Here is a 15,626-nt window from a genome sequence, read left to right on the forward strand (position 1 = left end):
ACCGGTGATGGTGTCGTCATGGGCGCTGCCCACGACATTCTCCACCCCCTCCACCTTATCGGTACCAATCGTCTCGCCGGTCGCGGTGCCGGCATCGAGGTCTATATCGACGCCGGCATCAACATTGCTCGCATCGAGCGTGTCCATGCCGTCGCCGCCGGAATAGACATCGTCACCGTCAGTGACTGCGATGCTGCCCTGGCGCATCTCCTCGCCCGCAAGCCCCATCCGCAAGACGTCGTCGCCCGCGTCCCCGAGAACCATATCATTGCCGCCGCCGCCGGAAAGATCGTCGCCGCCAGCGCCGCCCTCCAGAAGGTCATTGCCGGCTTCGCCAAGAAGCACATCATCACCATCCTCACCGAACAGCCGATCATGGCCCTCACCGCCCATCAGCCGGTCATTGCCCTGGCCGCCCATCAGGCTGTCATTGCCAGCCTCGCCATAAAGATCGTCATCGCCGTCCCCGCCAAAGACAATGTCATTGCCAGCGCCGCCGAAGATGATGTCGCGACCTGCACCGCCATGGAGGACGTCGTCCCCATCACCGCCAAGAAGCGTATCATCGCCCTTGCCGCCGACGATCATGTCGTCGCCTTCTCGTCCGTAGATGAGATCATCGCCGTCCCGCCCGTCGATAATGTCCTCATGGGGCGTCCCGATCAGGCGATCATCGCCATCGGTCCCGGCAATCTCCTGCGGGGGTGGCCTGACGATCGACATCTTTGCCTGGACCGTAATGGTGCCGTAGCCGTCGCTGACCTGATAGGTGAAGGTAATGTCGCCAACTGCACCGCGCTCGGGCGTATAGAGCCACCGGCCTGGACCATAGGACTCGAGATCACCATCCGACGCCCTCAGATTGCGAATGGATAAGGGGTCGCCGTCGGCATCATGAACCAACCGGAGAAGATCCCCCAGGAAGATCAGGGCCGACATGTTCATCATCGTGTTCGGCAGTATGGAGCGGCCGGAAGCGGTCGGAAGGCGGTTCGACCGTTCGTCCTCGTCTTCTTCGGCCTGCCCATTATCCTCGTCGGGCAGCGGATCGGGGTTGTCGCCCTCGCTCCTGTCCGGCCAGGACGGAGCAGCTGGCCCGTCCCAGGAGTTGTTGAACTCGTCGCTCCTGAAGGAGTATGGGCGACTGGCGGGAAAGCGGAAGCTGTCCTCTCCACTGAAGATGCGGCGATCATTGTCGTTGAAGGCGCGGAAGAGCCGTTCCATGTGGTTGGAAGGGGAATAGGTCTCACTTGCCGCATAGCGCAGTCTTACCGATGCGACGCCAGCAGGAGCGGGTGCGACTTCCTGCGACGTCTCCTGCAATAGCTGGCGCAGGAAGTTCGCGACATCCTCGATCCGCTTCAGGTGCTGGGCCGGATCCGGATTGGCGCCGACAGTCTCGTCGTCATAAGGCCTGGGAGCCCGCTGCATCCCCTCCTCCAGAGCGTTGCCGGAGTCGGCAAGCTCTGCTCCAACGGCCCCGATCATCAGTGCCGGTATCAAGCCATACTTGACCCTGCCGCCCTGCTCCTTGTCGCTGAGGCGGAAGGCGTTGGCTGGCGCAATGGAGGCCTTGCCGTCATTGGGCAGGCCGAGGACAAGCTTCTCTTCCATGGCAGCCCACCTCCCTATTCGCTGACGGCTGATCGAGCCGGACGATCGCCGGGCAGGCTCCGCTCGACGACCACCGGGCGAGCCTTGTTCGGTTGAAGGATCTCGTCCTTGGGGCCGAAGGCAACCAGCCGTCCCGCTTGCACGACCCCGACCATGTCAACCGCCTGCAGGGCGCTCGGACGGTGGGCGACGATGACCACGATCCCGCCACGCTGCCGGACCGCCGTAATCGCCCGGGTCAGTGCTTCCTCGCCCTCAGCATCCAGGTTGGAGTTCGGCTCGTCGAGGACCACGAGGAAGGGATCCCCATAAAGCGCCCGCGCAAGCCCGATGCGCTGACGCTGACCTGCCGAAAGCGCCGTCCCATGGGGCCCAAGCTCCGTCTGGTATCCGTCGCGCAGATGGACGACCATCTCGTGAATGCCGGCAGCCTTCGCCGCATTGATGATCAGCCGTGCATCCGGCACCTTTGAGAAGCGCGATATGTTGTCGGCAATCGTGCCTTCCATCAGCGCGACATCCTGCGGAAGATAGCCGACATGACTGGCAAAGAAGTTCTCGTTCCATTGGCTGAGGTCGGCACCGTCGATCCGGATCGATCCTCGCAAAAGCGGCCAGATGCCGAGGATGGAGCGGGCAAGCGTCGTCTTCCCACCCCCCGACGGACCGATAAGGCCAAGCGCCTGGCCGGCCTTCAGCTCAAAGCTGGCCTCGCTCAAAAGGACAGCCCCCGTGGCGGGTGCAACCGTTGTGATGTTGTCGACAACAAGGCTCTGGCTCGGAGCCGGCAGCTCCACCAGACCGGACTTGTCCTTGATGACGGCAAGCGTCTCGGCAAGCCGGCGGTGGCTGCGGCGCGCACTGACAACGCCCTTCCAGTTGCCGATCACCTGGTCGACCGGGGCTAGCGCGCGCGCCGTGACGATCGATGAGGCGATGATCGCTCCAGGTGACAGATCACCCTTGATGGCAAGGTAGGCGCCAAGACCCAAAATGGCCGACTGCAGCATCATCCGCAGCACCTTCGACAGCCCCGAAAGGGTTGCGCTGATGTCCGATGTCCGGGTCTGACTGTCCAGATGCTGCTGATTGGCAATGTGGAACCGTTCCACCGCGCGGCCCGTAATACCCATGGCATGCAGGATATCGGCATTGCGAGCATTGGAATCGGCGACCGAGTTGCGGGTCACGGAGGCCTTGATCATCGACTGGGCGCTGCGCCGCGTCATCAGCTCCGCCGCAAGCGTAATGAAGGCCAGCACGATCGCACCGGCGATCGTCAAAAGCCCTAGCATGGGGTGAAGCAGCCAGACGAAGGCCAGATAGACAGGCATCCACGGCAGGTCGAACAAGGCGATCGGACCCGGGCTGGACAGAAAGCCGCGCAAGGTATCGACGTCGCGGCCCCGCTCCATCGCCTCCGAAGTGGAATAGCCATAGCGCGGCATCTCGATGGCCACAGTATGCGCAAGTGGCGCCAACTGATGATCGAGGCGGGCACCAAGACGGATGAGGATCTGCGACCGCAAGATGTCGAAGACCCCCTGGAAGAGGTAAAGACCCAGGGCCAGAACCGATAGCGCAACCAGCGTCGAGACGCTCCCGCTGGTCAGTGCCCTGTCATAGATCTGCAGCATGTAGAAGGCGCCTGTGAGCGCCAGGATATTGATGATGCCGGAAAGGCCAAACAGATAGGCAAAGATCCCGCGGATCTTCTCCAGCCCGTAATTGCTCGCCTGCTTGCTATTGGTCATGACGTTCCCCTCACATCATATGCTGGCCCTCCGGCCGCCTCATGCGGCCGGAGTACAACCCCTTCAGGATCAGGAGACCCCGTTGAAGTCGTTGGCTGTGAGAGTGTGGCGACCCATGAGCGTCAGCTCGAAGTCGGCACCTGGATCACCATCGACATTGCCACGCACCAGAGTGACTTCCGCGCCATCGCGGACGTCATAGCTGACTGCGACCTGGCCGGCAGCCGTGAGCGTTGAACCCGCGTTCAAGGTGAAGCCCTGGTGGCCGCCCGTCGTCGTATTGGCATCCATCGCAGAGAAGTCGATCTTGTCTCCCGGGGCAAAGCCATAGATCGTGTCGCCATGGGTCGCCGAGGCCGACTGGAAGCGGAAGGTGTCATTGCCGAGCCCTCCGTCCATGATGTTGACGGCGCTCGTTGCTGTGATCACGTCATGGCCAGAACCGCCGATGAAGTTCTCAAAGCCGTAGAACATGTCGGTGCCGCCATTGCCGGTCACCTGGCCACGACCCATGAAGCCATTGCCGAGATCGACAACCAGATTGCCGGTCGCCACCGCGTAGTCGAGCGTGTCATTACCCTCATCGCCCCAGTACTGGTCGCTGCCGTCGTTTGCCGTCGCCAGGATGGTGTCGTTGCCCGCACCACCCCAGGCCTTGTCGTCGCCGGCACCGGTCTCGATAATGTCATCGCCCCCGTCGCCATAGACCATGTCGGCACCGTCATTGCCAAACAGCATGTCCGCCCCAGAGCCGCCATGCAGTTCATCACTCCCGGCGCCGCCACTCATCGTGTCGGCACCATCCCCGCCGCTCAGGACGTCATCACCATCCTCGCCGCGCAGGATGTCACTGCCACCCTCGCCCACCAGGATATCTCCGGCTCCTCCTCCCATCAGCGTATCGTTGGCCACAGCGCCGAGCAGCACATCTGCCGCAGACGTTCCCATGAGCATCCGCGCTGCTGTCGCCGACCCATCGCCAGTGTCTACCGAAGGCGTGTCGTCATCATCATCGCAGTCGTCATCATCATCATTGCCAAGCGGCGGCGTGTCGTCCTCATCTTCGTCCTCGTCGTCCGGCTCCCAGTCATGGCCGGAGCTGAACTGCGGCATACCATTTGTGGCCACGAAGCTGATCTTATGATCGTCACCGACAAGCTCGACCTGGCCGGTCTCCTCGTCAATGGTCACCTCATAATCCGCAAGCGTCATGCCTTCAGGAAGCTCAACCACATCCTGGGGCCGTAGCGTCCCCACAATCGTGTCATTGCCACCATTCGACCGGAAAACAATCCGGTGCGCCGACGTCAAAGCCGATATGTCAACCGTGTCGTCACCAGAATTGCCGTCAATCGTGATCGTGCTGAAGTTCAGACTGGTGGGATTGAAATTGCCAACCACCTGAATGGTGTCACCACCATTGACGCCGGTATCCAGTCCACCGCCATTGTTGGCTGTAACGTTGAGGGTGTTGATCCGAATTTCCTCGATGTTGTCGAGCTCGACAACCAGAGTTTCAACGCCATTCACAGTACGGGTGATCGCGATTTCTGTAGCGGCAGCAAATGAGACCCCGAGCGCTGTGGAGAGGGCCGCGGCGATAGCGCCGTTTTGAGCTCCAGCCACCGCATAGATGCGGAAGGTCTCTGCACCGGCGCTGCCGTTCAGGACATAAGTATCGGTGTTCGCTCCGCCATCGACGCGGTCGCGCCCATGGGTGCTGGTCTGTGTGATCGTGTCATTCCCCGCCCCAGCATCGATGATGTCGTCTCCGGCACCGCCGTTGATCGTGTCGTTGCCGCTGCCTCCATTGATGACGTCGTCTCCGGAGCCGCCATTGATGGTGTCGTTGCCACCATTGCCGTTCAGGATGTCGTTGCCGCCGTTGCCGTTAATGGTGTCGTTCGGATTGTTGAAGAAGGTAGAGTTTCCAGATCCGCCATTGGCGATGTCGTCCCCTTCCGTCCCGTTGAAGGTTGTGTCGGCCCCAAAGAGCGGGATCGCGTTCCATACGTCCCCCACAACCGATGTTGAATGGGAGATCAGGACTTCGGGATTGCCGCGGGCATCGCTGAAGCTCACCTGAACGCGCAGGATGTCGCCAACCTGACCTCCGAAGCCGAAAACACCGTCGCTCGGCGTGAAGCTTGCGCCTGTCGCATCACCGATGTCCGACCACGTAGCTCCGTTATCCGCGGAGGACTGCCACTGAAAGCTGAAGGTCCCCAAGCCGTCTACGTCGGCGATGCTGGAAGTGTCGACCGTCAGCGTCTGGCCCTCTGTCGGGGTGACGTCGCTGATGATCGGTAGCCCGGTTGCCGGTCTGTTGGGAGGGGGCAGGAGCTGGTCGATCGTGAAGGTGCCGTTAGCGAAGCGGATCTGCTCGATGTTGGTCAGCCGGTCTGTTCCCTCTGCCTCCAGATTGCGACCGGTCACGGGGTCCACGACGCCCACCGTCGGATCTACGTGGCTGATGGTGATGCTGCCATCGGCATTACGGGCAAGCTCGTAGTTTTCCCGCAGATCCCAGTAGACGGCCGTGTCGACGTCACCGTCCCGGCCGCCATCAAGGATTTCACGCCGGGCTTCAAGTTGACCGGGGCGGATGTCGCGGGAGAACAGCAGGGATTCCAGCGTACGGCCACCAAAGAGGAGATTGCCGCCAAGGTCGAAGACCTGCCCCGTGAGCCGGGATGCGGTGGCAAACTCGTTGCCACTCGCGTCATTGATGCCAATTCGGACGCTGAGCCACTTGTCACCATCGATGATGTCATTGCCGGCCATGCCGCGGATTTCGTCCGAACCACCGCCGCCCAGCAGAATGTCGGATCCATCGGACGTGTCCATAACGGCCGTCACATGCTCGCCGGCCGGGTTGATCGGATTGCCTTCGGCATCCAGGTTGTGGGGGTTGTAAATCTCGAAGCGCTCGAGGTGTGCCACAAGCTCCGCCAGCCCGTCGATCAGTTGCAGGTTTTTTTCCAGCAGTGCGTTGGAAAAGCTCTCCACCGGAGCGTCAGCGTCGATCTGCGTGGCATTGCCGTTGACATCGTAAGCGCCGACAACGACCTCACGACCGGTGAGCTTGTCGTCATGATCCCACCCTGACAGTCCTTCCACCAGATCGTAGCGATCGCGCAGGATGTTGTTCTGCTGATTGACGAAGATCGAGACATTCATGTCGGCGTCGGCCGCGTAGCGGTTGTCCTGGTAGGTGGTCCAGTCAAAGCCGGCCATGCCGTTGTTGCGGTTGATGCCGATACCCTGCACCATGATGTCGTCGCCGGATTCCGCATCGAAATCGGTGTCATTCTCGCCTGAAAGCATCACATCATGGCCGATGATGCGCGAGTTGAAGAACAGCTGCGAATTGTCGCCGGTCAGGGTGTTCATATTCCCCTGGCCTTCCATCCAGTCGCTGCCCTCATTGCCGAAGATGACGCCGCCGCCGCCGGAGGCTGCACGGATGAAGTCGTCGCCCTGGCCGCCGAAGATGGCCTTGTCCTCCGAGCCACCTGACAGCACGTCCTTACCGCTGCCGCCGAAGATGAGGTCGAGGCCCATGCCGCCGTTGATGACGTCGTCACCCTCTTCGCCCTTGATCACGTCGGCCGCGCCAATGTCGGTGCCGCTGTCGGTGATGATGTCATCGCCTGCACCGCCATGAATGTGGTCGACGCCAAAGCCACCCTCCAGGCGGTCGTCGCCGCCATCGCCCCAGAGCGTGTCGTCACCGGCGCCGCCGATGATGATGTCGTCCTCCTCGGTGCCGCCGAGTACCACATGCTCGCCGCCGGTATATTGCAGGAGATCAGTATCACCATCGCTATCGAGATCTCGGCGGACAACGAGGGAATTGGTGCCGGTGATGGCCGAGATCACATCAGCCTCCCGTGTGGGATCGGCCGAGCCCAGCCCCTCGTTATATTGCTTGGACTGCTCCATCTCGATGATGTAGTCGGCGGTCTGGAACGCCGCGCCATTGATGTGAAGGCCGCTTTCTTCCGTGTCGGTGTTGCGGCGAATGAGATCTGCAAAGCTGTCGCTCTCGAGCTCGGTCAGCAGGTTCATGCCTTGGGTGCGGCTGAGGTAATAGAACCGGTCGCCGTTCTGCAGGTTCTGAATCTGGAGCTCGAAGACGAAGGTAAAGGTAGAGCCGAGCATGCCGCCGAAGGGCATCAATGCTTCCGCGAGGCCCCCGATCCAGAAATCGACCTTGTTGAGGCCGCTCTCCTGGTTTGCCCAATCGCCTGTGGAATTCAGGTAGTCCAGGCGATCGGCGGGGGCGCCGTCTCCACCGAAGACCAAGGCCCAAGCGGCATCGCGCTTAGCCTCTGCCGTCGCTGCTCCCACGATTGTTTCGTGGGTGCCGTAGGCTGCGATGAAGTTGACGATGGACAGCGGATTCTTGATGTTCTGGGCGTAGTCGCTCCAGCTTTCATACGGCTTCAAGTAGGTGTCGCCGGTCTGGGAATAGATCTGCCGCCGCGCGTCGTTGAGCGAGGGAATTCCGGTTTCGCGGGCTCGCGCGATGTTCAATGCAGCAAGGTCGAGCGGCAAGCCGACCAGGTTGTTTCGCAAGGCGCCGGTCATGAACTCATCGATTTCATTGCCCGCCTGACGCGTCATGCCGCGCAGGATCGCACCGGCAGACGCCTCTGCGTTGACGCCCGCCGCTTCGAAGGCGACCGGGTTCAGGAATGCCTTGATAAGTCCCATCTCGCTGGCGGACGCACCGCCGCCTGCAAACTGGAGCATCTCGACCGTTTCGTTCAGCATGGAATGACCGAAGCGGTAGACGACCTGCGCGAACTCCTCGAAGATTGCGCCGTCAAGCTCCACTGTGTTGGAAAACACGAATGGATCGATCTGCGGCGCAATCGCGCGGACGAATTCCTCGAAGATCAGGTGCTGATACACCATTTCGGTCGAGAAGCGGGATGCCTGAAAGAGCCGTTCCCCATCCCATACCAGGCTTGAGGGATCCGCCGGCATTTCGTCAACCGGAACCAGCAGCCATTCGTTGAGAAAGACCAGGTCATTCTCAGCGAGGATCGTTGCCTTGATGGCATCGACCTGCCGATTGTGCTCCCCGTGGAAAATGGTGTGGACGGAGGTGAGCGCAATATTCTCGTTGCCGCGACCATCTCCGACAATGAAGTGCTTGTCGAGCAACTCGTTGTCGTAAGTTGCATTCCCACCAAACATGTTGGGAATGATCTCGTTGCCGACGTCCAGATCTTCGTCGGGTGTCTTGTCGGCTATAATCGGGCGCATCTGAGCGTCGTAACCAGCCGTATAGGTTCCGGGAACGGCGTTGTGCGCAATGTCGTTGAGGAAGGCGCGACCGGCGGAAACTCCGCTCATGCCGTCGATCGGCTGATCGAGATCACCTTCGACCGTCGCGCCGGGACCGGTGACCAGCATGGGCAGGCCATTGTCGCCACGCACGAACTCGCCATAGAGGTCCGTCACCAGCAGAGGCACGCTGTGGACGTTGAGGTCGCTCAACTCAATGCCGAGCATCTCGCGCGCCTGATGCTTGATGTCAGCCCAGGTAGGGGGACCGCCGGCGGCACCTTCCAGCATGTGTCCTGTGGCGACAGGACGGCCGCCCACCATCACGTATTCGCGCAGGAATACCTGATGGGACGGGTTCGACGTGTAGACCTGGTTGAGGTCCGTCCAGGGCGTTGTTTCGTTGCGGTGCTCGCGAATGTCGTCGGGCGTCCCCAGGGCCCCGTCCGGTCCGGGTTCGTTCGTGGCCCGGGTCAGCACCATGAAGTTCGTGTGAGATCCTTCAACATAAAGTGGGTCATCAGGATGAAGCGGGATATAAATGGTGCCCGAGCCGCCCTTTGCCGTCAGATCAAGACCGTGATCGAAAAACTGACCGAAGATCGTCATGAACCCGTTGAAAGAAGCGGTGTCCCCGAGATCTGCCGCGATGTTCTTGATGAAGACATTGGCCTGGTCCATGCTGACGCCGTGGCTGACCAGCTCGGCAATGACAGCCTCGTCTGCCGCATCAGCAGCAGCTTCGGCAGCAGCGGTGGCTGCATCCCCCGTTGCAATTGCATCGCGGGCCGCAATGGCATCGGCCAAGGCGGCATCCGCCTGAGCAAGAGCGTTGCCGGCCGACAGCAGGACGGCATCAGCCGCGTCGAGCGAAGAGCTGGCGGAGACCACGCCATCTTGTGCCGCATCGACGCCTGCTTCCAGCTGCTGCAGGGTCGCAACTGCCACCTGCAGATCAGTCACAGCGGCGGAGTGCTCCCCCTGTGCCACAACGAGGGCAGCGGCCGCATCTTCTGCCGCTTCGACTGCAATCCCATAAGCAAGTTCGGCATCTTGTCGTGCGTCAAAAGCTGCGGAATACGCCGCCGCATTTTCGGACGAAGGATCCAGTTGGAAGGCATTAAGGGCGGCCGTTTCGTTCGCTTGTGCCACGCCAAGCAGGGCGTGGGTGTTCATCATTTGCGTCTGCGCTCCGCTCGCCGTAGCTGCGGCAGCCTGCACGACGGCGAGCTTTGTGTCGACGTTTGATTGGGCGTTGGACACCACCGCAATCTGCGCATCGCGTGCGGCGATCGCATCGTCCTCCGCCGCGTTGGCCGCAGTGAGGGCGGCCTGCGCGTCCGAGCGATCAAGAACCGCCTGATCGTAAGTTGCCGAAGCGGTCGCCTGAGCCTCCGCAGCGCTGCTGACAAGCGAGACGGCCTGATCATAGGCCGCCTGGGCGGTCTCGGCAGCGCCGTCAATCGCGTTTCGCGCCGCGATGGCTTCAGCCCTGAGTTCCATGACGGTGCGCGTGATCTGAAGCGCCGGAGCACCGGTAATCCCGACAGATGCGAGCGCTGCCGATATGGCTGCAGGGTTTGCAAGTGACTGGTCCGCGATCAGGTTTGAAATGACACGCGGTTGGCTGTCATAGACCGAACCGCTGAGCTGCTCGTAGCTGGTCTGCTGACCGCTACGAGGATTGGCTTCCGCGGCGACTTCATAGCTCGGCGTCAACAAACGCTTCATCGCTACATCAGAGGCACCGGAATGAATAAGATCGGGCTGGAAATTGTTGTAGCTGCCATCGACGGTGCGCAGACCAAAGGGAAGCAGCGGACTGGACACCAACTGGTTCAGCGCAACGCCTGGATCGATACCCTGGTTGATGAGCCAGGCGTGCTCTTCTGCAATCTTGATCTGCTTGAGGATGAACTCCAGGTCTTGTTTGATCAGCGTTACCATTTTCCCCTCCTGATGGCGCCACCGCATGGCCAGCGCGCTGTGTTGGCAACATTCGTGATGTTGAAGCATCGGCCGCAGGACATCTCCCGCGAACTTTCCCTGATCCTCACGGTTTGAAATTATTAATACAATTGACCTTAGTATTGCCGAGACTGAGACGTTGGGCAGGTTGTTACCAAGACTTGCGGCGAGGAGAAAAAGGGCGCTGGGGACTAGTATCTTCCTAGACCTAGGTCCAGGGAAGGTGATGGCGACTGACCCGTTCTTGTGAAAACGACAGGGACATGCCAGCCTTCGCGAAGGACCACTATCTCAAGCAACATTTGTCACCCTGAGAGGGTTGTGCCGCTCTGCCTGTGTTCCACCGCCTGAAGATCACAAGCCAGTTTCTACTCGTCGGTGGGCTCCTTATGGCCTTCACCGCTGCGGTCTCCGGCTACATCGTGTCAGAGCTTACGAAGCGAAATGCACTGGACGCCAAGGCCAGCGATACGGCAGTCTTCGTCAGCGGGATAGCAGGCTCCATTGCCGAGGAACTGGCACGTGACCTGCACATCTCGAGTCTATCTCGGTCACGGCTGGATGCTCTCTTGAAAGATCAGGATTTTAGCGCTCGCTTCCCATTCCTGGAAATATGGCTTCCGTCGGGAACGATCGCCTATTCCAATGTCCCGACGCTCACGGGAAGGTCATTCGATCTGCCAAGTGCCGCAAAGAATGCATTCGAGGGACGCGTCGTCTCAGCCCTCAGCGACCTGATGGCTTCCGAACACCAGACGCGCCACATGACACAGCCCTACCTGGAGATCTATACGCCGCTTCGGGCACCCCATTCCGGGGACGTCGTCGCTGTGGCCGAAATCCACGAGGTCCTGGGGCCGTTTGAGGATACGCTCGTATGGCTAAAATATCAGACATGGTCGATTATTGCCGCGGTCGGCGTCCTTATCATGGCTGGACTGTTCGGCGTCATTGCCAAGGCTGCCCGGCAGATCGACAACCAGCAGGAACGGCTCTCGCAAAAGGTGGTGCAGCTACAGCAAATGCTGGAGACCAACCAAAGGCTTCGCGAACGCGTGCGGCGGGCGTCTGAGAAGGTTTCAGAGGTGAATGAGCGATTCCTGCGTCATCTGGGCGCGGAACTTCACGACGGTCCCATCCAACTACTTGGCTTTGCGACCTTGAACATTGAGCGCCTGCGTCGAGCATCAGGCACCGGAGAGGCAGCGCAACTTCTCGAGGATCAGGAACAGGTTCTCAAGCAAGCTCAAGCGGAGATACGGCAGATTTCTAAGGGCCTGCTGCTTCCAGACATTCTTGACCTCGATCTCCGCTCCCTCATCGAACGGGTGGCGAATATTCACGAGGCGCGAACGGGACGGTCTTCCCGGCTGGCCCTTCCCAACAAGACACCCGAATTGAGCGCAGCGATCAAGATTTGCGCCTTCCGTTTCGTACAGGAAGGTCTGATAAATACATTCAAGCATTCCGAAGATGAAGCAAGTATCGAGGTTGCAGTCTTTCATCGTGAAACGCTGCGAGTAACCATTTCCAACCGTCTTCCCAAGGCCACTCACCCTAGTAGGATAGAGGAAGGCTTGGGTTTGACAGGCATGCGCGAACGGGTGGAGAGCTTGGGAGGGACGATGTCGGTGCAGATCACGGATGGCGAGCTGCGGCTCGTAATGGAGCTTTCAAATGTCGGGAGCTGACAAAGAGCGATCACATGTCATCGTGGTTGATGATCATGCGATATTCCGGATGGGCGTCATCCAGAGCCTGTCACTCAGTGACAAGATCGAGGTTGTCGGTGAGGGCGCAGATCGCGATGATGCCTTAGCTCTAATGGGAAAATTCTCACCGGACGTCGCATTGATCGACATTTCCATGCCAGGTGATGGGCTAGAGGCAGCCCGAGAAATCGTCACCAGATGGCCCGCTACGCGCACCGTGATGCTGACCGCCTCGGAGGAAGATGAAGACGTCTACCGCGCACTGAAGCTTGGGGCCAGCGGATATATATTGAAGGGAATTTCGGCTCGTGAGTTGATCGCGGCTGTGGAAGCGGTCGCAACCGGGGAAACGTTCCTGTCACCTTCTCTTGCGAGCAGACTATTGAATGTGCTGCGAGTTCGCCCTCCGGATGCAAATCTTTCTGGCCAAGAGAAGAATGTGTTGGAACACATTGCCAAAGGGATGACAAATTCCGAAATTGCCGAGGTCATGGGAATTTCGCTGAAGACAGTAAAGTTCCATGTGACCAACACGCTTGCCAAGACCGGCGCCAAGAACCGGGTGCAACTGGCCCTGCTTGCAAGGGACCTGCTCGACGCACAACCCGGCGGCCAAGGGCTCTGAAACGCTCACGACGTCAAGCCGATTGAGGCATGAATCAACCTGCGCGGTTGCAGCTGTCGGAGAATATCAACTTTGGCAGGCTGCAATCATTGCTTTGTAGCTTTCATGACAGGCGCTTCCGACCGGCGCTGGCACCAGTGCCCTACCTGGCCATGCTGTTCGCTCCTCTGTGGGACCAGTATCGGACGCGCTCCATATGTTTATCGCCGTCAAGACCGAGCCAAGCACGTCACGGTCGCGGCCCATTCTTCCTTTGCGATGCCAGCCGGAACATCCCTCGACCGGCCGACGCCCCATGGCTCCTGCTGCGCAAGAGCCGGATTCGCCGTCCCGATGACCAAAGCTGCTTGTACATCACCATTTGCGTCGGATGTCTTCGTCCTTCACTGATCTCAATCTTCCCTGAATGCTTTCATCATCTGGTCTGTGAATGGTTTTGTGAGGAATGATATTGCGGTTCTTTCGTCTGTCTGGATGAAGACTTCGACGGGCATTCCCGGCATGAGCTTGTTGTTGTTGATGATGTGATCCTGTGGCAGTTCGATGGATGCCAGGTAGTAGGGCTGACCGGTTGCGCGGTCTGTTGTGGTTGCCGCGGCAACCACTTCGACAGTGCCATCGACTTCCGGCGTGGTTCTCTGGTTGAATGCCGTGAACCTGAGGCGCGCTGGCTGACCAACTGCAACCCTGTCGATGTCGACAGGTGGAATGCGAACCTCCACCTGGAGATCGTCGCTGTCTGGGACGATCGACATGACGGTTGCCCCAGGCGCCATGATCCCGCCCAGCGTATGGATCTGCAGGTCGTAGACCAGGCCATCGACCGGGGCCCGCACATCCATTCTGGACAGTCGGTCGGTTACCGCGACGGCGCGCTCGCGCAATTCGGCCAGCTTGGCATCCAGTTCGAGGATGGCTGATTGCGCTTGCTTGCGAGCCTCCTGATCGATCGACAGGAGCTTCACGTTCAGCTCGCTGATGCGGCCGAGGACTTCAGCACTCTTGGCGGCCAGCTCCCCGCGCGTGCCTTCAACCCGCGCCTTCTGCCGCAGGAGGTCGCGATGCTGGGCGATCGTGACGAGGCCCTTGGCCAGCAGCCGATCGAGCTTCTCCAGCTCCTGCTCTATGATTGCAGCTTCACGATCGTTTGCCTGGCTTTGCGCGCCAAAGCCATGCACCTGCTCACCCAGCTGGTCGACCTGCAGCCGCAATTGCTCCTTCTGGCTGGCCAGCATGCGGCGGTTCTCCTCAAAGAGCTTCGTCTCGCCTGCGATGATTGAAGGCGGCAGGGCCTCAGCACCAAAGTCGATGGAGGAACGGTCATCACGCTCGGCCCGCAGGCGCGCCTGCATCGCGACCATCTGCTGCAGCTGCGTCTCGATGATCGTCAGCTCCACCCGCGTCTGGGTATCGTCGAGCCGAAGCAGGACATCGCCCTCTTTCACCGCATCGCCATTGGCAACGCGGATCTCGGAGACGATGCCGCCGTCCCTGTGCTGGATTGTCTTGACCTGTTCAGGCACCACGACATGGCCGGAGGCTATGACGGCCCCAGCCAGTTTTGCCTGAGCCGCCCAACCCCCGACACCGATGATCAAGACCCCTGCCAAAAGCGCGGAGGTCATCACCCGCGACGCGATGCTGAACTGGTTCTGGCTGCCCTTGATGTCGTCGTGTCCATTCTGCGTGGATCCGGTCATGCACGTTCTCCCCAATTCTAAAGACCTGCTCCTGGAGGAGCATTCCGCTGCTCAGGCCTGTGCTTGTTCCTGGGCGGCAAGTTCCATTGCTGCCAGCATGAAGTCCTGCTCCGTCAGGTGGTAGCGGCCATGCAGCAGGATCTCGATGTCATCGTCATGCTCGAGGTCGACGATTGCCCTCACAACCGTCCTTTCCTGATCCTCGAACTGCTGGTGATAGAAGGTGATCCGTCCAGCCTGGGCATCATCTTCCACCCCAAGGCCGTCAAAGACGAGACCGCCGAAGGCGGACAGATCGACCCGGTCTCCGGCTGCAAAGTCGCGGATCTCGTCGCGATGAGCGCCGTCCAGGGACGCAAAGCCGAACACGAAGATGTCGTTACCGGCACCTCCGGTCATGATCGTGACGCCGGCGCCATCGACCAGGGTGTCATCGCCACTGCCGCCGATCGCAGCCTCTACGCTCGACAGAGTATCGATATCGGTTTCGATCCCGGTCGCACGACCTATATGAAGATCGATGGTGATGCCGGACCTTGTTGCAGAGGCATCATAGGTGTCGGTTCCAAGACCACCGTCAAAGCTGTCATTGCCATCCGAGGCGGCGTTCCACGCCCCGCGGGCAAACACCAGGAAGGTGTCGTTGCCGTTGTTACCTTCAACCACATCATTGCCGTCGCCGCCGACAAGAATGTCATCGCCCTCGCGGCCCTTCAACTTGTCATGGCCGTCACCGCCATGCAGGATATCGCTGCCGCTGTCGCCGTTCAGCCGATCGTTTCCCCGGCCGCCGCGAATGATCTCGAAGTTGCTGATCGTGTCGCGGCCGATCTCGTCACCCTCGACATATCGTTCATCAAAATCGGCCACGACCGCTTCGACGAGAGCGGTGAGATCGAGTGTGTCAATCCCGTCTCCCCCGTCATAGACATCGTCGCCATCATCCCCATCATCG

The 15,626-nt window shown here is 60.1% G+C and carries 7 protein-coding genes; 2 read left to right on the forward strand and 5 right to left on the reverse strand.

All coding sequences use genetic code 11. From position 1 onward, the window contains the following. The 3 genes from ACEPP2_RS20770 to ACEPP2_RS20780 all read right to left on the reverse strand — a co-directional run. A partial coding sequence (locus tag ACEPP2_RS20770; RefSeq protein ID WP_395517715.1) for a cadherin-like domain-containing protein occupies positions 1–1,614 on the reverse strand: 1,614 nt, incomplete at its 3' end. A gap of 14 nt (positions 1,615–1,628) precedes the next feature. Next, positions 1,629–3,368 (reverse strand): type I secretion system permease/ATPase, encoded by a 1,740-nt coding sequence (locus ACEPP2_RS20775; RefSeq protein WP_152340912.1) that lies wholly within the window; start codon positions 3,366–3,368, stop codon positions 1,629–1,631. A gap of 69 nt (positions 3,369–3,437) precedes the next feature. After that, positions 3,438–10,613, reverse strand: coding sequence for a peroxidase family protein (locus tag ACEPP2_RS20780; protein WP_395517843.1), 7,176 nt, complete (start codon positions 10,611–10,613; stop codon positions 3,438–3,440). Positions 10,614–11,203: 590 nt separating this feature from the next. On the opposite strand from ACEPP2_RS20780, the gene ACEPP2_RS20785 reads away from it, so the two are divergent. Further along, the gene (locus ACEPP2_RS20785) at positions 11,204–12,325 is read left to right on the forward strand and encodes a sensor histidine kinase (protein WP_395517844.1); all 1,122 of its coding nucleotides are present in this window, start codon (positions 11,204–11,206) and stop codon (positions 12,323–12,325) included. Further along, a complete protein-coding gene (locus tag ACEPP2_RS20790) occupies positions 12,312–12,971 on the forward strand; it encodes a response regulator (protein WP_395517845.1) in 660 nt (219 codons plus the stop codon). Before ACEPP2_RS20785 ends, ACEPP2_RS20790 begins: the two co-directional genes overlap by 14 nt. 392 nt (positions 12,972–13,363) lie before the next feature. On the opposite strand, the gene ACEPP2_RS20795 is transcribed toward ACEPP2_RS20790, so the two are convergent. Further along, positions 13,364–14,671: an HlyD family type I secretion periplasmic adaptor subunit gene (locus ACEPP2_RS20795; RefSeq protein ID WP_395517846.1), complete on the reverse strand. Its 1,308-nt coding sequence runs from the start codon at positions 14,669–14,671 to the stop codon at positions 13,364–13,366. 51 nt (positions 14,672–14,722) lie between these two features. Further along, on the reverse strand, positions 14,723–15,626 hold a 904-nt coding region (locus ACEPP2_RS20800; protein ID WP_395517847.1), incomplete at its 5' end, for a calcium-binding protein.

The organism is Pseudorhizobium flavum, assembly GCF_044142885.1.
GTDB lineage: Bacteria > Pseudomonadota > Alphaproteobacteria > Rhizobiales > Rhizobiaceae > Neorhizobium > Neorhizobium flavum.